Here is a 21,212-nt window from a genome sequence, read left to right on the forward strand (position 1 = left end):
TTGTTATAAAGATGAATGGAGTTTGCAATGGAAATCAATCAAGTAGCAACTGAAAAAAAAAGTTTAAAGAAAAATAATCTTTTAGTCATTTTTGACAAACTGATTAAGGCTCGCTTTTGGCTGGCTTTACTCGTGTTTTGTTTCATTCTAATTTTCAAATTACATGGCAGCTCAATCAGTATGTGGGACAATTACGTGTCCGATTATGCGGAAGGAGCAGATACGCAAAATGTGATTTGGGGTAAAGCCAGACCGATCAGATCGGATGAATGGATGGTACAAACGCCATACAGTTTGTCGCAAACACAGACAGGCTTAAAAAATCATAATGAAGTAATAACGGTTGATGGACAGGATATGGTTATTGGTTATAATTCGCCAGCCTTAAATTTGGCTACCTTAGCAAAACCGTTTACTTGGGGTTATGTTCTGCTGGGAAAAGAGCGCGGTCTATCATGGTATTGGGGACTTAAATTAATTGGACTGATGTTATTGTCATTTGAAATTGGGTTGATACTGACAAAGCGAAATAAGTATCTGGCTTTATTGACTAGCGTCTGGCTTCCTTTTTCTGCAGCGATTCAATGGTGGTTTGTTTCACCAGTAGGCGATCTGGTCTTTTTCACCTTTGGTTTTTTAGCGGGTATCTATAACTATTTTTACTACCATCAAAATAAACGCTGGCGCTGGCTGTTTTCATTAATGACGGCCATTTGTGCTTCCGGTTTTGTCCTCGTATTGTATCCAGCGCTTCAGGTGCCTTTCGGCTATTTGATTCTACTCTTTTTACTTGGCTTTTTCTTTGAGTTCAAGCATAAAATTAAGTTCGATAAGTTCGATATTGGCGCGATTGGCTTAGCTATCGGGCTAACGGCCATCATTGTAGGAGTTTCACTGATTACCTCGTGGGATTCATTAATTCGTGTATTGCACACTATTTATCCCGGCAATCGTGTATCCGTTGGTGGGGACTTTGCTAAAAAGGATATTTTTCTGTTTTTGACTAACTGGAAGATGTCTTTTCAAGATGTTGTTTATGAAAATAATTCAGAGCTAAGCAGCTTTTACCATTTCTTTTTCGTGATTCTTTTCATTTCACCTTGGCTGTTTTATAAAAAAATTAAGGAAAATATGTATGGCTTCTTCCTATTGATATTTTGTATTTTCAATTTGTTATGGATGAGCGTTCGTTTTCCGACCCTTTTTGCCAAGCTGACGCTTTGGTCTTACGTACCAGAAGAACGTGCATATCTGGCTTTTAGCTTTGCAGCTATTTTATTGAGTATTTGGTTTATTCAATATATATGGGAGCACAAAAGATTGCCATGGGTCGCTCAGGCTAGACTTATCGTTGGTAATATAGGATTATACTTTTACGCATTGTACACAGGAAATTTAAGATTGTATTTAAGCAGACAGGATATTTTACTGATTTTAGCTGTTGCAGCTTTGCTTATCACTTTATTACTGAATAAGCGGAAATATCTCTTTTCAATTGTTCTTTTAGGTGTGGTATTAGTTGGCGGGTTGACGGTTAATCCGTTGGCAAAGGGTATCAACGCGGTCTATGAGAAAAAAATTGCGCAGCAGGTAATGGCACTTGAAAAAGCAGATCCGGGTCAATTATGGGCTGGTGAACGCATGATGCATCAATTTTTACCAATGCTGGGTGTACATACGTTCAACGGAACGGCATTTACACCTAATCTGGATTCTTGGAAGCCAATCGATCCAACGGGGAAATACGAAAAAGTTTATAACCGTTATTCACATATTTATGTGGAAATTGGCGATAAGCAACCGCAGTTTGAGCTTTTGAATGCAGATGCATTTAAGGTTTTCCTAAGTCTTGAGGATTTGAAAAAATACCAGATTAAATATTTGGTTACTTATGAAAATATTGATAAGCTGGCAACAGAATCGATCCAGTTAAAACAATTATACGGACCAGATACAAACAGCGCCTATATTTATCAAGTTCTCTATTAAGAGCTGTTGAAAGGATGTTAGTATGGACAAAATACTAAATAAAATAAGTAATCTTGTGTTACTACTTACTATAGCTGCTTCTTACCTAATGTGGGTAGCAGGTATCGGTACCAAAGCAACAGGGTTTATCTATCAAAATAGTGTTTATCTTTTAGCAGCAGCGATTGCTGTCGTCCTCGTGTTGAGAATCAAGGAATTAAAAAAAGCGGATTGGCTGTTGATCGGTTTAGCAGTAGGCATTATGCTTTTTTATACTGCAACTTCTTCTATGCGGCACAGTAATCGATTTATCAACGCCTCAATTCCTTTGATTATTCTATTTTTGATTTGCTTCAAAAACACGCGCTTTACTAAAATAGACTTTGGGCTGCTAACCGGAATTACCGGAGCTGCTTTAGGAGTCACGCTGTATAGAATTTATACGGAATTACCTAAGTTGGTTCCTAAGGCAGAGATTTGGAAAAGCAGCAACAAACTGGAAGCCATTTGGATCAACACAAATACAATCGGCATGACCCTGCTGCTGTCGGTGATTATGTTGAGTATTTTGATCAAATCCTTTAGTATTGGCTATGCAAAACTATTGGTTTTACCGATTTATGCTGTCGGATTAGCGGGAATTTGGGTGTGTCAGTCGAAAGCTTCCTTAGGAGCATTGCTCCTGTTCATTTTTGTTGATAATCTGATTCCTAAAAAGCTTTTGCAAAATAATTATCTGCTGACGCTTGGGTTTGGCGCGATTTTTGCTGCTGGACCATTTATCTTTCATGCCTTTTCAAAGTCGGCAACCTTAAATTTGTTTACAGGCAGAGAAAGAATCTGGGCAGAGTTTTTTGATAAATGGTTTGCTGATACTCAAAATATGCTGATCGGAATGGCGCCTTTTACGGCATCCTGGAAAAATCTGGGAACGCACAACAGCTATCTTTATGCGCTGGGTAGCTACGGGATTATTGGATATATCTTATTGTTTTCTGTGCTGCTTGGATTATTAAGCATAGGAATAATTCAAAAAAGAAGATTGTCTTTCTTCCAAATTAGTTTATTTTTCGGCTTTTTAGCCATCTGCATTCAATCAACCATGGAAGAAACTTTATTAGCAAATTATTGGATTCCGATTGTTTATTCATTTATTGGATTAGCAATACAAAAAACAGAGCAGGGACAAAACTCGGGCTCAAATTAACGGAGAGTATTAAAAGACGAAAATTTATGTTTTTTGGATCATTTTCTTTCGTTTAAAAACGTTGGGAAAAAGTGGGAAGCTTTTTGGTTTCTTTTATTTGAAGAAGAAAGCGAACGATAATTGCTATTTGTTTTTGAAGCTTATTATGTTAACATGAACATTGAAGTTTTGCTTCAGACATTGACAGGCCTATTTCTGTTGAAGTTTGCGATTAGGAAGGAAGGTACACATGACAACTAAAAGTGAATGGAATAATGCGAAGCGGATTGCGCTTATTATTATAGATGTTTTAGTCTTCAATTTTTCTGTATTGGTGGGGTTTTGGATTAAGTTTGGATTTAACATTCCTTCATATAATTTTGTATCCTATGAAAAATCAGCTATTTACATTTCGTTATTTTTTGTTCTTTTGAATTTATTATTAGGCGCGTACGTTTTTTATAACCGAACCATCAATGATATCGTATTTGTTACAGTTATCGGTCAAATTCTAACAACGCTTGTTATTATGAGTATTACTTTTGCCGGCAGATGGTTTACTTTTCCAAGATCCGTATTAGTATATTCATTTATTGTAGGAGTTATTCTGTTAAGTTTGTGGCGAATTGTAGTGTATCTGCTTTATTTAAAAGTTAGTGCTGTTAAAAAGGTTGTAATCATCGGCACGCAGGAAAGTGTCGTTTCTGCAGCTCAAAATTTTATTAGTCACAAAAATAAAAAACATCAAGTAACAAAAGTCATCATCGATCATTATTATGAAAATCTTGTACAAGTTTTAGCAGAGATTGATATCGTTTATATTGCTAGTCATATTGATGAAAATGAGAAATTCAAAATTTATAAACTTGTAACTAAAGCTGAGAAAAAGCTGTTTTTGAACACTAGTTTTGAAAATCTAATTATGTTAAAACCAAATATGATGAACTTTGAAGATGAAAGTATTATAGAAGTATCTGATTTTAGAATTAAAGCCGAAGATAATTTTGTCAAACGTTTGTTTGATGTTTTATTATCGTTTGTGTTATTGGTTATTGCCTCTCCGTTGATGATAATTGCTGCCGTTTTAGTCAAAGTAACGTCACCGGGTCCTGTTATTTATAAGCAAACACGGATTACGCTGGACCAAAAAGAATTTTCTATTCTAAAATTCAGAACAATGTCAGCTACCGCAGAGGCGAAATCTGGTCCTGTTCTTTCAACTAGCAATGATAGTCGAGTGACGACAGTTGGTAAGTATTTGCGGGCTTTAAGAATTGATGAGTTGCCACAGCTGATTAATGTTATTCGCGGTGATATGGCAATTGTCGGTCCAAGACCGGAACGTCCATTTTTTGTTGATCAATTCAACAGTGAAAACCCGCAATATTATTTACGGCACAATGTAAGAGCCGGGATTACAGGTTATGCACAGGTTTATGGTAAATACGCTTCAGATTATAATAGCAAATTAAACTTCGATTTATTGTATATTAAAAACTATTCTTTAATGCTGGATTTAAAAATTTTACTGCAAACCATTAAAATTTTATTTGATAAGGTTTCCTCTCAAGGAGTTGAAGAGGTAGAACGCAGTAAAAAACCTCTTTCTTTTTTAGAAGAACACAATATTGATTTATTTAGATAAGGCGAGTGAATAGTATGGAAACAATCCCTGTTAGTGTTTTAATGTCTATCTACAGCAAAGAAAAACCAGAGTATTTCCATCAGGCAATGGAAAGTATCATTAAACAAACCCAGCAGCCTGATGAAATTCTACTAGTTGAAGATGGACCTCTAACGTTAGAATTAACGACCATTATTCAGGAATATCAAGCAAAGCTAGGCAGGCAGCTGACGATTGTCGCATTAGAAGAAAATCAAGGATTGGGAACAGCACTAGCAATTGGTGTTAAACGTTGTCGTAACCAGTTGATTGCGCGGATGGATACGGATGATGTTATGGTTGAGCAACGATTACAAAAGCAATACGAAGCCTTTTTGAAAAATGAGGAGCTAGCGATTATCGGATCGAATATCATTGAATTTGAAGGCAGTATTGAGAATATCTTGGCTAGAAAGAATATGCCGCAAAGTAATGAAGAAATTAAGCAATTTTCTAAAAAACGTAATCCATTTAATCACATGACTGTTATGTATAAAAAAGCGGCGGTAGAAGCGGTTGGCAATTATCAACCACTAAAAGGATTTGAAGATTATTATTTATGGGTTCGATTATTAAAGCAAAATTATCTTGGATTAAACATGTCAGAGGTATTAGTATATGCTAGAACTGGCGTGGATATGTATGCTAGAAGAGGCGGATTGGCTTATCTGCTGCCCGGCTTAAAGGCTCGCTGGATTATTTATCAGGAAGGTCTGGGAAAAATCAATGACTTCTTATTTGTTTCATTGGCGCATACTGTTATTAGCTTAATGCCAAATAAAGTACGAGGTTCAATTTATCAAAAACAATTGAGGAAATAATTTATTTAGAGGAATAATTTAGGTAAAGAAGTTCCTTGTAATTCACATTTATAAGGAACTTGAAACCATTTCATCACATATTTTGTTTTTCATTCTTTAGGATATACATATAAAAACAAAGAGAATTAATAATAGCACATTGAAGTGTTGCTATAAAAGTTACCCATTTAGACAATAGAAAGACTATAGCTTTAATGTATAAATATAAAATTGTCGATAGAAATTTAGAATAAGAGAGGTTAAGTTAATGAAAAAAATTTTTATTTTGGTTGGAATGGCTACGGTTTTTGGCTATCATAGTGCTGTAGCTTTAGCTACTGACTCCCAAGTCCAAGAATCGAGTACAGTAGAACAAACAAGTGTCAGTGAAACAAGCGAATCAGTACCTACAAACAGTACAACAAAAACTGAAAATAGTACGGAACAAGGAACTGCGACTTCATCTTCTAAAGAAATTAAAATAACTGAAAGCAATAATGCTCAGATGGGAAAAGAAGCAAAAAAAGAATCAGAATTTATAACTTTTGATCCGAATAGACGTTCTGATTTAGCAATAACTTCGCGGGCGAGTACTTTTTCTAGTTTAGAAGCTTATATTTCTGCTAATGACAAAACACGTCCCGCTATTAGCTTTATCGATGTTTCTTCTCATAATGGTGAAATTTCAGTAAGTGATTATAATAATATGAAAAATTATGGCGTAAAAGGAGTCGTTGTAAAGTTGACAGAGTATACAACGTACGTCAATCCCTACGCAAAATCACAAATAGAAAATGCAAAAAAAGCTGGCTTAGCTGTATCGGTGTATCATTATAGCTGGTTTTCAACCCCAGCAATGGCAGAGGCAGAAGCAGATTTTTTTGCTGCTCAAGCAGTAAAACTTGGGCTTTCTAAAAACACTGTGATGGTTAATGATGCTGAACAGGTTGATATGACTCAAGGAAATGTTACATCAAATTCTGTTGTTTTTAAAAATAGATTAAACAGTTTAGGTTTTAATAGAGTCGCCCATTATTCAATGTTTGATTGGTTTAATAGGAAAATTTTGAATACAGATGTATTAGGTCTTCAGAATAGTTGGGTCGCTCAATATCCGTATAATCCGCTCAATTCTAATTTATTGCACACTAATTATGCTGCATGGCAATGGTCTTCAGAGGTCACTTTTCCAAGTGTAAATACAGGAATCGGCGGCAGATTTGATGTTAATATTGCATACAATAATTTATTTTTATCAGCGAATGATTCTTATGATGTGATTCAATATGAAAAAGCAGTTAATTTCAAAGCAAAAGTGAAAACAGGAATGAATCATGGAATTTACGGCAAAATCTATAATACCGAAGGCGACAACCCAAGATTGGCTAGCAGCCCTGCCTATGAAGGAAAAGATGTTGAAATCGTGAAAGAAGCAAAAACAGCCAGAGCAACGTGGTATCAATTTAAGGTAAATGGACAATTAGTAGGCTGGATGGATGCTTCAGGATTTGACAGTTATGACGAAATACAATATGAAGAAGCAGTAAGTATAAAAGCAAAAGTAAAAGCGGGACAAAATCACGGAATTTACGGTAAAATCTACTACACAGAAGGAAATAACCCAAGATTAGCGAGTAGTACAGCTTATGAAGGAAAAGATGTAGAAATCGTAAAAGAAGCGAAAACAGTGAAAGCTACATGGTATCAATTCAAGTTAGACGGTAAAATAATTGGCTGGATGGATGCCAAAGGTTTTGAAAATTATGATACGATTGAATACGAAAAAGCAGTAAATTTCAAAGCTAAGATTCAAACCAAACAGAACCACGGGATTTACGGCAAAATCTACTACACAGAAGGAAACAATCCAAGATTGGCAAGCAGTCCTGCCTATGAAGGAAAAGACGTAGAAGTAGTAAAAGAAGCGAAAACAGTAAAAGCTACCTGGTATCAATTCAAGTTAGATGGTAAAGTAATTGGCTGGATGGATGCTAAGGGCTTTGATAAGTATGATGCGGTTGAGTATGAAAAAGCAGTAAGCTTTAAGGCTAAGATCCAGACTGCACAAAATCACGGAATTTACGGCAAAATCTACTATACAGAGGGCAACAATCCGCGATTAGCGAGCAGTCCGGCTTACGAAGGTAAAACAGTAGAGATTGTAAAAGAAGCAAAAACAGTAAAAGCCACATGGTATCAATTCAAACTAAATGGCAAAGTCATCGGTTGGATGGATGCCAAAGGTTTTGATAAATATGATGCAATCGAATATGAAAAAGCAGTAAGCTTCAGAGCTAAGGTTCAATTGAATCAGAATCATGGAATTTATGGCAAAATTTATTATACGGACAGCAATAATCCACGATTAGCGAGCAGTCCGACCTATGAAGGAAAAGAAGTAGAGATTGTAAAAGAAGCAAAAACAGTGAAAGCTACCTGGTATCAATTTAAGTTAGACGGTAAAGTAATTGGCTGGATGGATGCCAAAGGTTTCGATAATTATGATGCGATTGAATATGAAAAAACTGTGTCTCTTAAAGGAAAAATTAAGACCGGAATGAATCATGGTATCTATGGTAAAATCTATTATACTCAAGGCAATAATCCAAGATTAGCCAGCAGCCCTGCTTATGAAAATAAAACTGTTGAAATTGTAAAAGAAGCAAAAACAGTAAAAGCTACCTGGTATCAATTCAAACTAAACGGCAAAGTCATCGGTTGGATGGATGCTAAAGGCTTCGATTTAATTCCTTAATCAGAGCAAAGTCAGATGAGGAAAATGGATAATACAATTAGTCTGAGGCCGTTTCTGATTTTGCTTTTTAGTGGGACGCTATGTGTGACTGGGATATAACTTGCAAGGTTATATTCCAGTCACTTTTTAACGTTAATCAATTTTTTAGAGGAAAAATATGTTATATTTAATTAGGAACTATAAAACATTATAAAGAGGTTGAAAATGAACAAGTACATAAAGTATGTTTATAAATTTTTCTTAGTGACAGCAATTTTAACGATGATGTGGGCAATTTTTACAACTATTTTTGCACCTAGGATTGGGGAAATTTATTCATTGTTTAGAAACACGCATTCCTATCGTACAGTTATAGCTATTAATATACTTTGCTTACTTTTTGCTTTAGGCTTGTATGCGTTTATTTCATATAGTTTAAAACGAAAGCGACAAAGTTGGAAATTAAGCAACAAAACAGCCTATGGTATACTTATCGCTGAACTTATCATTTATTTTGTGTCATTACTGATATTTCTTAAATTTATCGGTTTCAATCAGCCTGTGGATGATACAGCATTTACTTTGAAGTATTTACAGCAGTTATCTCAAGGGGAATCTTGGGGATTTAATTATATGTATTCTAATCCTCAAAATTTGCTGCTTATGTATATTTTTTCTATTATTCAGTTCTTCTTTGGTACAAATTATTATGCAATTATCATCATTTTTAGTCTTATGCATGTTTGTACGATAGTCTTAACCTTTTTTTCAATGAAACAGTTAAATGTTGGTAATTTGCCTGCGTTGATATCTATTCAGGTTTTGATATTTGCCTTTCAAGTTACGCTCCATGTCCCTGTAGCTTATACAGATATTTTGTCGCTATTTTTTATTGCACTAACAATGTTTTTCCTTACTAAATATCTAAAAGAGGATGTTGCACATAAAAAAGTAGTCATTCTTTTGACCATGATATTTTGTGCAATAGGATATATCAGTAAAGGTACAGTTTTGGTGCTGATCATTGCGCTAGCCTTATTTTTACTGTTGAAAAATACTGGAAAACGAAGAGCGATGGGCGTTTTGCCTTTTCTGGTCTTATTAGTAAGCAGTTTTTTTTGGAATCAATTTATTCATTCTCAGCAGTTGTTTCCGGATAATAACTATGGGCAACCGAATACTCATTATATTATGATGGGGTTAAACGGAACGCCGATTCCGGAGGATTTATCAAAAAAAGATACGTATAGATGGTCTGTGGGTACTTATTCTTCTGCCGATCAAAAATTTACTTGGAACATGTTTTTAACTGAACGATTACCAAAAGATAAAATTCAAAAAGAACATCTTAAGGTGATTAAAGAACGTTTGAACAATATGAATTTAAGACAGCTTATAAAAGCTCTCAATACTAAGGTCGCAGTTACTTGGAGTTCTGGCGACTTAAAATCTTCTTTTGAAATCTTTTTAAGTACGGGTCGCAAAAAAGACAAAATGTGGGTTTTTGAAAATAATGTCAGCGGATTAATTCTGTATGCGTTAATGATGGTGATTCAATATATCATTTATTTTGGCATTGTTTTTGCAGCAATCAAGTATTTTAAAAAAATGAATCTGTTCATCTTTTTTAATAGTATTTACATTACCGGTTATTTTGCCTTTTTACTTCTTTGGGAAGCTAGTCCGAGATATGCCATGGGCATTTTCATTCCAGCTGTTTTGGCTATCGGTTTACTGCTAAAAAAAGAGAATGAAGATCATAAAATAGAAACTAAAAAAGTATATTAATACATTTAGAGGCTGGGACGTCCCAGCCCTTTTTTTATTTTGTATGTTTTGATCTGCGGAGTGTCCGTTACAGTTATATTAAGATATTAGGCAACTTGTTGAAAGTTTTTAGTAGATATGAGAAAATGGAAAAGATGTAATTTCGAAAAAAATGATTGTCTTGAGGAGTTTAATCGTTAATCATGAATGAACAAGCAGAAACAGAGCAAATCAAGAAGATTCAAAAAGTCAATTTAGAAATGGCCAAATACTTCGTCCGATTCTGTGAACAACACCAATTGACTTGTTATTTTTGCGGCGGAGGCTGTATAGGAACAGTGCGAAATCAAGGATTTATCCCTTGGGATGATGACTTAGATTTTTTTATGCCGCGTGAGGATTATGAAAAGCTTTATGATTTGTGGATAAATGAAGCTGATCTGCAAAAATATCCGATTTTAAGACCTTCAGCAACTTATATTGATCATAATTCTTTCACAACAATTAGAGAAACTGATACCACTTTCATTAAGCCATATCAAAAAGATTTAGATATTCCTCATGGCTTGCCTATCGATATTTTTCCTTTAGATGGGGCTCCTGATTCAACAATTAAAAGAAAAATTCAAAAGATCTGGGCACTTATTTATGCATTATTTTGTTCTCAGGTTGTTCCGGAAAAGCATGGAGGAATTATGGCGTTAGGCAGTAGGATTTTATTAAAGCTCATTCCAACTAAAAAAGGTCGTTATAGAATTTGGTCACTGGCTCAAAAACAAATGACTAAATATGATTTCAACACTTCTGAATATGTCACTGAACTTTGTGTTGGTCCTAAATACATGGGGAATTTATATAAAAGAACGGACTTTGAAAAAGCTGTTTTTTTACCTTTTGAAGATACTAAAATGCCGGTACCAGTCGGCTATGATCGTTATTTAACGCAAGTTTTTGGTAATTATATGGAATTGCCGCCTGAAAAAGATCGTGTTTCGCATCATGATGCAGTTTATATTGATACAGAGCATTCTTATAAAAAATACAAAGGAATATACTATTGTACGAATAGTATAGAGGAGGAGTAAGAGATGATTACAGCGTTGATTATTGCTGGCGGCGTAGGCAAAAGAATGGGGCAGGATATCCCAAAACAATTTATCATGGTGGAAGATAAGCCGATTATTATCTACACATTAGAGTCTTTTCAAAAACACCCGATGATTGACAGAATTTTAGTGGTTTGTAAAAAAGGCTGGGAAGATACTTTACTGGCATATGCAAAAGAATATAATATTGATAAATTGAATTGGATTATCGAAGGTGGCAACAGCGGACAAGAATCTATTAGAAATGGTGTAGATTTTCTAAAAGAGCATTCGGATGAAGAGGATATTGTTGTTATTCATGATGGTATTCGTCCATTAGTGGATGAAATTGTCTTATCTGATGTTGTTGTTAAAAGTAAGGAATTCGGTAATGCGGTAACTTCATTACCTTACAATGAACAAATTTTTGTAAAAGAAACAGAAGAAACAACCAAACAATATATTAACAGAGAAACATTGCGCAGAGTTTCTACACCTCAAGCTTACAAATATGGCAAATTAGCATGGGCCTATGAAAAAGCGTTTAGAGAAAATATTGGGATTTCTGAGTCCTCATACACAAACACAATGATGGTTGATCTAGGTGAAACACTGTACTTTGCATTAGGCTCTGATAAAAATATCAAACTAACTACTCAAGATGACCTTCAATTATTCAAAGGCTATCTACGTATGAAAGAGGACTAGGAGGAGCATTATGTTTTCAAACAATGCATACTATCAGGCCGATCTTCAAAAAGTCATTTCTGCCGATATTGATTGGCAAAAATTTCAAGACAAAGCCTTTCTTGTGATCGGTGCTTCAGGCATGCTAGGTACATTTTTAATTGATTGTCTAATGAAACAAAATATTGACTACAATTCGAATATAACTATCTACGCAATGGGCAGAAGTCACCAGAAATTAGCAGAGCGTTATTCAGAATATAGCGAACATGCAAATTTTCATATTCATGCTGGAGATGTGACAGAAGCAATTACACTTGATGTACCCGTTGACTACATTATTCATGGCGCGAGCAATACTCATCCAAAAGCCTATTCAAGCGATCCGATTGGCACGATTATGACGAATATAAAAGGAACCCAGCAGGTCTTGGATTTTGCAAAGGAGATTCCGGGAACTAAAGTCTTATTTTTATCAACTGTTGAAGTCTACGGCGAAAATCGAGGTGATATTGACTCCTTCGATGAAAAGTATTGCGGCTATATTGACTGTAATACATTAAGAGCGGGCTATCCGGAAGGAAAAAGAGCGAGTGAAGCGCTTTGTCAAGCTTATATTCAACAATACAATTTAGATATTGTCATCCCAAGATTAAGTCGAATTTTTGGACCAACAATGTTAAAAGATGATTCAAAAGCTTCCTCTCAATTCATTTTGAATGCAATAAATAATGAGGATATTGTTTTAAAAAGCGCTGGCAATCAGTATTTTTCTTATTGTTACGTGGCTGATGCGGTTTATGGGTTACTTTTCTTATTACAGAAAGGGCAAAGCGGTGAAGCATACAATATCGCTAATCCTGCGCTGGATTTAACATTAAAAGATTTAGCCAATAAGCTGGCGGATCTTGCGGGAACCAAAGTGAGATTTGATTTGCCGGAACAATCAGAAGCTTTAGGTTATTCAAAGGCTACTACAGCAATTCTAGATATTGCAAAAATTCAACAATTAGGCTGGCAGCCTATTTACTCTTTGAATGATAGCTTAAATCAAGTGATGAAGATTATGAAAACTGAGGAGTGAACACGTGGTGCCAGAGATAAGTATCATAGTCCCTGTATATGGCGTTGAAAAGTATTTAGATAAATGTGTAAAATCAATTTTAAATCAAACATTTAAAGATTTTGAATTAATTCTTGTAGATGATGGTTCACCGGATAATTGTGGCGCGATGTGTGATGCCTATGCTGAAATTGATGACCGAATTGTTGTTGTCCACAAAGAAAACGGCGGACTGAGCGCTGCAAGAAATGCAGGAATAGAAATAGCTCGCGGGCGTTATCTTGGCTTTGTAGACAGTGACGATTATATTGAAACAGACATGTATGAGCTGTTATACACTAATCTGAAAAAAGAAGCGGCTGATTTGTCAATTGTAGGGCTTTTTGATTTATATGCAGGAAAAGAGCCTGAAATAAAAAAACATGAATATATTGTGACAGACATGCTTGGCGCTGCGAAAATTATTTTAGAAGGCAAGCTGGTTTCCGTAAATGCCTACAATAAATTATACAAAAAAGAAATCTTTGAGCACGTTCGCTATCCAGAAGGAAGAATTACTGAAGATGCAGCGGTTATTTTAAAGGTACTTGAGCAAACGACGAAAGTGGTTATTGATACCAGCCAGAAATATTATTATTATCATCGGGAAAATAGTATTTCCAGTAATCATTTCTCAAAAAAAGACCTTGATACAATCAAAGCTTGGGAAGACAATGAAAAACATGTTTTAGAAAATTACCCGGAATTAAAAGACCTTGTCCACACACGTGTTTGTTGGGCATATTTTATAGTTTTAGATAAAATGATGAATAGTCAAATAGAAAAAGAGGATCTGGTAACTCAAAAAGAAATTATCCGCTTTTTACGTAAAAATTCTCTATTTGTTCTTAAAAATCAATACTTTACTAAACAAAGAAAAATTGCAATGATTGCATTGAGTATTCATACTTATTTTTATAAACAATTATCTCGTTTTGAAAATAAAGTAGTTAAGAAAAAAAATAAATAGTTTTATTTGGGTAAGGAGAAAAGCTTGATGTTAAAAAAAATAGATGAAGTACTCACGAAAGCTGAGCTTCCTTTTATACTATTTTGGGAATTTATGTTAATTATACGAATGATAAGCACATACAGTATTATTCCTTCAAAAGTCGATAGTCTTATTTTTGCGCTTATTTCGTTGGTAGGGGGCATGCTCCTTTTAAGAAATGGTCTACAATGGCTGCAAAAAAAGCGAAAGCTAAGTATTTTACTGATTTTGTTTACTATTGCTTTAATTATTAGTTCCATTTTGAATGGATCAGCCGGGATGATCGCTAATTTTAAATTGATTATATGGCAAGCGTTATTTTTCTTTGTTGTTTATGAAATTGGCAAAAAAAATGATGGGCGTTTATTTAGATTAGTAGAAAAACTATTAGTATTTGTTTGGTTCATCTTGATTGTCATTTCTCTAGGTATGTTTTTTGTACAATTTAGTTATACTGCGCCGTTAGATAAGCTTTATTACGGTATTCGTATGGGCTTTGTTGAAAATCGTTTGTACGGAGTTTTTGTGGATCCAAACTATGGAGCAACTATTTCAGTAGTAGCGATTTGCTTTTCATTTCACTTGTTTCAACAAGCTAAGAATAAATTATACAAAGCGTTTTTAATCATTAGTATTCTTTTTGAATTCTTGTATGTTGTTTTGTCAGGTTCACGTACTGCGTTTATTGAGGTTATGGCCATCACGCTAGCTGGCACCTTCTTTTACTGCTACTATATGCAAAGAAATCATTCACTTATAAAGAAACTGTCCTATTCATTTATAGCAGGGATCATCGTTGTTGCGGGAATTTATCTAGCGATGAATCTAACTCAAAAAGTCTCTGTGGCTTCAGCGACTGCAGTAGAAAAAGTTATTGTTATCAAAAAAGATGAATCAAAAGTTTCCTTAGAACGTAAAGATGTAGGTGAAAATGCCGATGTTTCTAATAGTCGATTTAAGCTTTGGCGCAGTGCTTTTGAAATTTTTGAATCAACACCGCTAGTAGGAACGGCGCCTAAAAATATGGTTCCGTATGCTCAAGAGCATCTGCCTAAGACTTGGATCGCAGAAAAAGAACAAACTCCCCATAATTTTGTTTTTTATCTATTAGCCACTACAGGGCTAATTGGCACGATTCCATTTGTGCTTTTCATTGTATTTAGTATGATTAAAGCATTGCTTCATTTGTTTAAAATTGATATCGTTGAATATAAGGAGTATTTATACCAAAGTTTGATTGTTTTGACCATCTTGATTTCTGCATGCTTAATTACAGATGTTGTTTTAGTAAACAAGCTGGGCTCGATGTTGTTCTTTCTATACTTAGGGAATTTGAATTCAAAAAATGAACAAGAAACGAGTGAATAAATAATGAAAGAATTAAGTATTAATGAAATTCAAGAAACAAGTGTTGAAATTTTGGTTTATATTGATACTATTTGTAGAAAGCATAATATTGAGTATTCGGTTTTTTATGGAAGTCTGATTGGTGCTGAAAGACACCAAGGATATATTCCATGGGACGATGATTTAGATATCGTTTTGACACGCCCAAACTATGATCGTCTGATTAATATTTTGGCAAAAGAATCAACTTATTTACTTTTGAGTTTGGAAACAAGAGAAAATTATCGCTATACCTTTGCTAAATTAGTAGATCGACGGACATCTGTGAAAACAACGCAGTTCTACCATAGTGAAGATCCTGAACTAGGTGTATTCGTTGATATTTTTCCGATTGATGGATTTCCTGCAGATGTTGCTGTCAGAACAGAATTCGGTAATCGATGTGAATTGTATCGTTATAACATGCTTGCTTCCTTAAATGCCTCATACGCAATTTCGCGCACTTGGTGGAAAGCTTACGGAAAAAGAGTACTATTTTATCCCAAGCATCGTAAGCTGGTAAAGCAAGGCGGTTACGCTCATTGGAAAGAACTGTTTATGAAGGAAACAATTAAATATCCTATTGAAGAAACTTCTGTATGCGGGTATATTGAGTTTTTTGATGAGGAATGGGGAATTTTCCCAACAGAGTGGTTTGAGCATTATGAAGATATCATTTTTGCCGGAAAAAAAGTTCGAGCAATAAAAGATCGTGATAAGTTTTTAACGTTACGCTATGGGAACTACATGGAACTGCCGCCAGAGCATGAAAGAATAACCCACCATCCATATACATTTTATTGGAAATAAGCCAAGTAACGGGAGGATAGCTTAATGAAAAAAAATTTTACTGTTTCTGTTGTTATGGCTACCTACAATGGTGAACGTAATATAATTGAACAACTGGATTCTCTCAAAAATCAAACATGTCTGATTGATGAGTTGCTTATATGTGATGATGGCTCAACAGACCAGACAGTAGAAATTATTCAAAAGTATATAGATGAACATCATTTAGAGAATTGGAAAGTAACGGTCAACCCTGTGAACAAAGGCTGGCGTCAAAATTTTATAGATTTGCTTGTTCAAGCTCAAGGTACTTATGTTTTTCCATGTGATCAAGATGATATTTGGCATATAGATAAAATTGAAAAAATGAGTACTAAAATGGCCAATAATGCAGATATCGCTGTTTTAGTTTCCAACTATGAGGAAAAAATCGAAGAAGGCGGACATTCTTCTAAGCTAAGAACTTTAAAAACAAAGCAAGTTGGCACTGATGAAAAAGTTGTTTTCGTACGTGACAATGTTATTTTGAAGCGACCTGGCTGTGTATATGCTGTTAGAAAGGATTTTATTCCCAAAGCAGTCGAGTATTTTAACCAAGCATTAAATTCGGCACATGATCTTGCTTTGTGGGCAAGTGCGCTTGCGGTTGATCGGTTATATTTATTAAATGAAGCGACCATTACTTTTAGAAAACATGGCAATAGTACGTTCAAAAAAGAGATGGTGAAATCCGAAAAAGCAAGCAAGTATCAATATAGAATTAATATGCTGAATAGATATAATGAACGTTTAAACTCATTAAAGGAGTTCGTCCTATTGGATAAGGACGTAGCAAACAAAGAGCAAAAAGAAAAAATCATTCATCAAATGATGCAGGAAAATACAGACAGAGTACAATTATTGGAAAGAAAAAAAATTGGAAAGATTATCTTTTCTTTTAATGTTTATAGCAAGCCGTTTGATTATTTTGCGGATATTTATCATATGATGAAATTAAGTTTAGGAAAAGAATGAGGGCATAGAATTGAACGAAAAAGCGAAGGCAGTCATAAAAAATCTATATTATACCGTTGCTGCGAATTTTGCGACTCTGGGTATTTCCACTCTGCTAAGTCTGGTCGTTCCTAAACTACTTGGAGTTACAGAGTACAGCTATTGGCAGCTGTATGTTTTTTACTCATCCTACGTAGGCTTTTTACATCTAGGCTGGATTGACGGTATCTATCTGAAAATCGGCGGTGAAGAATACGAAGATCTTGAAAAAGAAGACTTAGGGTCTCAATTTTGGTATCTGGGTATTTTTGAAACAGTCGTGTCTATTGCATTAATCCTATGGGCAGCCTTTTTCTTGCCACCGAGCAATAAATCTGTCATCTTAATGCTTACAGCAGTTGTCTCGTTAATAACCATTGCCAAGACGTTTATTCTGTATATATTCCAATCGACGAATCGTATTAAGGAATATGCACAATTGTCCCGAAGCGATCGCTATTTATATGTGGCCTTTATCGGTGTGTATTTTCTCATAGGCGGCCGCAGCTTTTTCTGGTTGATTGTTCTTGATATTTTATCTAAATTGATTATGACACTTTGGGGCATGTATCGGATCAAAGATATGCTAACCTGTAAATTAGTCAGTCTGAAAAAACTATTTCCGGAAATTCTGGATAATATCAATATAGGCAGTAAGCTTATGCTTAGCAGTGTTGCAAGCATGCTGATCATTGGAACTATTCGTTTCTTCGTTCAAAAGAAATGGACCATTGAAACGTTTGGTAAGCTTTCATTCACCTTGAGTATCTCAAACATGTTTTTAACCTTTGTAAATGCAGTAGGCGTGGTTATGTTTCCGCTATTACGGCGTACTAATCAGGAGAAGCTCCCTGCATTGTTTAAAACACTGAGAGATCTCTTTGTACCAATCACTTATGCGATTCTATTATTTTATGTACCTGCCAAATATATTCTCTCTCTTTGGCTGCCGGAATACGCTGAAAGTTTAAAATTTATGGGCATTCTATTTCCCATTGTTATTTACGAAGGCCGCATGTCCTTATTGATCAATACGTATTTAAAAGCGTTACGTAAGGAGAAAACCATTTTGCTTGTCAATGTTACTACATTGACGTTATCGTTAATTTTATCTATTACAATTATTTTCGGTTTTGGCAACTTAACTTGGGCAGTAGGATTAATCTTGATTAGCTTGGCTTTCCGATGCAATTTTGCCGAGTTTTTCTTGTGCAAAATAATGGATATACGGTTTAGCAAAACGATGATTTTTGAAACCCTATTGACGATTCTATTTATCTTAAGTAATTTGTTCTTTAATGGAAGCTTCCTGAGTACTGCGGTTTATGGAGGCTGCTATCTGCTCTATATATTGCTAAATAACAGAACGATAATTCGTAGTTTTAAAGAATTTAAAAATTTATTGAAAAGCGAATAATAGTGTAATTAATCGAATTAAAAGCCGGGATAAAACTAAAAATAGTTTTGTTCCGGCTTTTAATTAGGAATAGATAAGACAGGGGAATAAAAAGTCCGGTTTCTCGGCAAATTCAGGATTTTTTAGTTGCTTAGTAAATGTTCCTTTGATAGACAAAAATAATGAACTTTGCTACAATTTGTATAAACTTAAGGAGGAGAATAATTGAAAAAGAAGTTTGGTTATTTAGCGGTGGTTTGTGCGATTGTTTTTTTGGTAGCGCCAACATTAGCAATTGCAGAAGAAAAGGTACAGGGGACAAAAGAAGCAACAAGTGATACAGCTATTTTACAAGAGAGTACTACTGTAGAAAGTATAGCTTCTACAACTGAAAGTAGTGAAACGAAAGAAGAAACCCAGTCCACAACAGAAGTGGTGGAAACAACGGAAGCGACCCAAGAGGCTCCAACAAATATGCCAGCAATAACCTATGCTATTTTTAACAGTCAACAAGGCTGGCAGCCGGAACATAAAAATGGTGAGGTCAGCGAATTTTCTAATGAAGGTATTGAGGCCTTGAAAATTAGCATTAATGGAACAGAGCAGACAGAAGGGATTCAGTATCGTACGCACGTATCCAAGGTTGGTTGGCAAAATTTCGTTCAAGCAAATGAGCAAAGCGGTGTGGTTGGGCAAACAATAGAAGCCGTGGAAATGCAATTAACTGGAAATCTTAAAAATACCCATGATCTTTATTATCGGGTCAAAGCGAAAGGGTTTGGTTGGCTGGACTGGGGCAAAAATGGTCAGACAGCAGGCACATTGGGCTTTACATATTTTATAGAAGGAATTCAAATCCAACTAGTAGCCAAAAGTGATAAGGCACCAGGCGAAACCAAACGTCCGGTCGTGCAATATAAAAAGCCAACGATTAATTATCAAAGCCATATAAAAAACATTGGCTGGCAAGCAAGTAAATCGAATGGCCAAATGAGCGGAACTACTGGAGAAGATAAACGAATAGAAGCACTGAAATTTCAGATAACGAACGCACCTGTTGCTGGCGGTATTGAATACCGCAGTCATGTTCAAAATATTGGCTGGCAAAACTATGTGGCAAATAATGCTGTCAGTGGAACGGTTGGTCAAAAGAAACAAGCTGAAGCTGTTACACTTCGTTTAACAGGTGAACTCGCACAACACTTTGACATTTATTACCGGGTTCATGCAAAGAATTTTGGGTGGCTAGATTGGGCTAAAAATGGTCAAAATGCAGGAACGGCTGGCTTTAGCTATCAAATTGAAGCAATTGAAGCGCAACTCGTTCAAAAGGATAGCGTTTTTAAAGGCGCAACTGAAAAATACTTTGTTCAATTTAAACAGCCGAATATTGTTTATCAAAGTCATGTTCAAGATATCGGCTGGCAAGCAGCAAAAAAAGATGGTAAAACAAGTGGAACCGTTGGTAAAGGCAAGCGAGTGGAAGCCTTGAAAATAAAAATAGAGAATGCACCCGTTTCAGGAGGCATCAGCTATCGCAGTCATGTTCAAAATATCGGCTGGCAAAACAAGGTTTCAAATAATCAAGTCAGCGGAACCGTTGGTCAATCAAAACGAATTGAAGCTTTTGATATAAAATTGACCGGCGAATTGGCTAAACATTTTGACGTGTATTATCGTGCCCACACAGAATTTTTTGGCTGGCTGGGCTGGGGTAAAAATGGGAGTATAAGTGGAACATCAGCGTACAGCTTTAGATTAGAAGGAGTGGAAATGCTGATTGTTAGAAAAGGGAAGCAGGCGCCAGCTTTATCTGCTTCTTACAAAAAAGCACCGGCTGATATCAAAAATTACTATTTGACAGCGCCGAAGCGGGTAGAGGTGAAAACCAAACATTACTATACAAATCGTGCGTTAAGTAAAGGAAATACGATAGCTGCCGGTACGGTGATTAATGTCAAGCGTCGAGTAATCGATAAAAATGGTTACCCTTTATTAGAAACGCCATATGGTTATATTACTGCCAATAAAAAGATCGTGGCTTCAACGGCAAAAGGTCAGAGGACTTACATGGACGTTCCTTATTATAATCAAATGTCTTATGGTTATCCTAATGGTTGTGAGGAATTCTCACTATATATGGCATTGTCCTATTTAGGCGCAACCAAAAATCAAACGATTCACCAAGTGACCAACGCTGTGCCTAAGGTAGCTTCTTGGGGCAATCCCAATGACGGATTTAACGGTGATCCGAAGCAATCAGGTGGTTTTCACACGATTTATCCGAAAGCTTTTACTCCATACGCCAAGCGCTATGCACCTAACTCAAAGGACATCAGCGGTGTTGGCACAGATAAATTCAAAGAAGAGCTCTTAAAAGGTAATCCTATTGTCGTTTGGGGAACGTATCCATATTTAGCTCCGCCAAAAGTCTATAGTACCTATTACGGTTCTTGGAAAGTAGAGAACTTGCATGTATGGTTAATTACTGGCTTTGATGGAAATACCTTTTATGTAGCTGATCCTATTTACGGAAAACTGCAAGCAAGTGAAAATACAGTCGCTCTTTCTTACAGTCCTAACAAGATGGCTGTGACTATTGATAAATAGAAAATGAGGAATTGAA

15 protein-coding genes are annotated in these 21,212 nt (G+C 35.4%); all 15 read left to right on the forward strand.

What is annotated here, in order from left to right:
* Window positions 1-27: 27 nt before the first annotated feature.
* The 15 genes from ABH902_RS08860 to ABH902_RS08930 all read left to right on the forward strand — a co-directional run bounded on the left by ABH902_RS08860 (window position 28) and on the right by ABH902_RS08930 (window position 21,196).
* Complete coding sequence (locus ABH902_RS08860; protein ID WP_404590354.1) at window positions 28-1,989, forward strand: hypothetical protein; 1,962 nt, start codon at window positions 28-30, stop codon at window positions 1,987-1,989.
* A gap of 22 nt (window positions 1,990-2,011) precedes the next feature.
* Window positions 2,012-3,175, forward strand: coding sequence for an EpaQ family protein (locus tag ABH902_RS08865; RefSeq protein WP_404590355.1), 1,164 nt, complete (start codon window positions 2,012-2,014; stop codon window positions 3,173-3,175).
* Window positions 3,176-3,404: 229 nt separating this feature from the next.
* Entirely contained in the window at window positions 3,405-4,799 is a 1,395-nt protein-coding gene (locus ABH902_RS08870) for a sugar transferase (RefSeq protein ID WP_404590356.1), read from the forward strand.
* Between the two features lie 14 nt (window positions 4,800-4,813).
* Window positions 4,814-5,638, forward strand: a complete 825-nt coding sequence (locus ABH902_RS08875) for a glycosyltransferase (protein ID WP_404590357.1) — start codon at window positions 4,814-4,816, stop codon at window positions 5,636-5,638.
* A gap of 247 nt (window positions 5,639-5,885) precedes the next feature.
* Entirely contained in the window at window positions 5,886-8,372 is a 2,487-nt protein-coding gene (locus ABH902_RS08880; protein WP_404590358.1) for a GW domain-containing glycosaminoglycan-binding protein, read from the forward strand.
* Between the two features lie 204 nt (window positions 8,373-8,576).
* A complete protein-coding gene (locus ABH902_RS08885; protein WP_404590359.1) occupies window positions 8,577-10,139 on the forward strand; it encodes an ArnT family glycosyltransferase in 1,563 nt (520 codons plus the stop codon).
* A 182-nt stretch (window positions 10,140-10,321) separates the two neighbouring features.
* The gene (locus ABH902_RS08890) at window positions 10,322-11,203 is read left to right on the forward strand and encodes a phosphorylcholine transferase LicD (protein WP_404590360.1); all 882 of its coding nucleotides are present in this window, start codon (window positions 10,322-10,324) and stop codon (window positions 11,201-11,203) included.
* 3 nt (window positions 11,204-11,206) lie between these two features.
* Entirely contained in the window at window positions 11,207-11,911 is a 705-nt protein-coding gene (locus ABH902_RS08895) for a 2-C-methyl-D-erythritol 4-phosphate cytidylyltransferase (RefSeq protein ID WP_404590361.1), read from the forward strand.
* A 10-nt stretch (window positions 11,912-11,921) separates the two neighbouring features.
* Window positions 11,922-12,974, forward strand: coding sequence for an NAD-dependent epimerase/dehydratase family protein (locus ABH902_RS08900; protein ID WP_404590362.1), 1,053 nt, complete (start codon window positions 11,922-11,924; stop codon window positions 12,972-12,974).
* Between the two features lie 7 nt (window positions 12,975-12,981).
* Window positions 12,982-13,962 (forward strand): glycosyltransferase family 2 protein, encoded by a 981-nt coding sequence (locus ABH902_RS08905; RefSeq protein ID WP_404590363.1) that lies wholly within the window; start codon window positions 12,982-12,984, stop codon window positions 13,960-13,962.
* 27 nt (window positions 13,963-13,989) lie between these two features.
* Window positions 13,990-15,351: an O-antigen ligase family protein gene (locus ABH902_RS08910; protein WP_404590364.1), complete on the forward strand. Its 1,362-nt coding sequence runs from the start codon at window positions 13,990-13,992 to the stop codon at window positions 15,349-15,351.
* Window positions 15,352-15,354: 3 nt separating this feature from the next.
* The gene (locus tag ABH902_RS08915; RefSeq protein ID WP_404590365.1) at window positions 15,355-16,179 is read left to right on the forward strand and encodes a phosphorylcholine transferase LicD; all 825 of its coding nucleotides are present in this window, start codon (window positions 15,355-15,357) and stop codon (window positions 16,177-16,179) included.
* A 24-nt stretch (window positions 16,180-16,203) separates the two neighbouring features.
* Window positions 16,204-17,172, forward strand: a complete 969-nt coding sequence (locus tag ABH902_RS08920) for a glycosyltransferase (RefSeq protein WP_404590366.1) — start codon at window positions 16,204-16,206, stop codon at window positions 17,170-17,172.
* Between the two features lie 10 nt (window positions 17,173-17,182).
* Entirely contained in the window at window positions 17,183-18,607 is a 1,425-nt protein-coding gene (locus ABH902_RS08925) for a lipopolysaccharide biosynthesis protein (protein WP_404590367.1), read from the forward strand.
* A 204-nt stretch (window positions 18,608-18,811) separates the two neighbouring features.
* A complete protein-coding gene (locus ABH902_RS08930; RefSeq protein ID WP_404590368.1) occupies window positions 18,812-21,196 on the forward strand; it encodes a C39 family peptidase in 2,385 nt (794 codons plus the stop codon).
* Window positions 21,197-21,212: the final 16 nt, after the last annotated feature.

It is taken from the genome of Enterococcus sp. UD-01 (genome assembly GCF_044909655.1).
GTDB lineage: Bacteria > Bacillota > Bacilli > Lactobacillales > Enterococcaceae > Enterococcus_L.

What these genes read in the sequence shown, in the direction of transcription:
- ABH902_RS08860 (WP_404590354.1), top strand. Translation starts at nt 28, where the DNA reads ATGGAAATCAATCAAGTAGCAACTGAAAAAAAAAGTTTAAAGAAAAAT.
- ABH902_RS08865 (WP_404590355.1), top strand. Translation starts at nt 2,012, where the DNA reads ATGGACAAAATACTAAATAAAATAAGTAATCTTGTGTTACTACTTACT.
- ABH902_RS08870 (WP_404590356.1), top strand. Translation starts at nt 3,405, where the DNA reads ATGACAACTAAAAGTGAATGGAATAATGCGAAGCGGATTGCGCTTATT.
- ABH902_RS08875 (WP_404590357.1), top strand. Translation starts at nt 4,814, where the DNA reads ATGGAAACAATCCCTGTTAGTGTTTTAATGTCTATCTACAGCAAAGAA.
- ABH902_RS08880 (WP_404590358.1), top strand. Translation starts at nt 5,886, where the DNA reads ATGAAAAAAATTTTTATTTTGGTTGGAATGGCTACGGTTTTTGGCTAT.
- ABH902_RS08885 (WP_404590359.1), top strand. Translation starts at nt 8,577, where the DNA reads ATGAACAAGTACATAAAGTATGTTTATAAATTTTTCTTAGTGACAGCA.
- ABH902_RS08890 (WP_404590360.1), top strand. Translation starts at nt 10,322, where the DNA reads ATGAATGAACAAGCAGAAACAGAGCAAATCAAGAAGATTCAAAAAGTC.
- ABH902_RS08895 (WP_404590361.1), top strand. Translation starts at nt 11,207, where the DNA reads ATGATTACAGCGTTGATTATTGCTGGCGGCGTAGGCAAAAGAATGGGG.
- ABH902_RS08900 (WP_404590362.1), top strand. Translation starts at nt 11,922, where the DNA reads ATGTTTTCAAACAATGCATACTATCAGGCCGATCTTCAAAAAGTCATT.
- ABH902_RS08910 (WP_404590364.1), top strand. Translation starts at nt 13,990, where the DNA reads ATGTTAAAAAAAATAGATGAAGTACTCACGAAAGCTGAGCTTCCTTTT.
- ABH902_RS08915 (WP_404590365.1), top strand. Translation starts at nt 15,355, where the DNA reads ATGAAAGAATTAAGTATTAATGAAATTCAAGAAACAAGTGTTGAAATT.
- ABH902_RS08920 (WP_404590366.1), top strand. Translation starts at nt 16,204, where the DNA reads ATGAAAAAAAATTTTACTGTTTCTGTTGTTATGGCTACCTACAATGGT.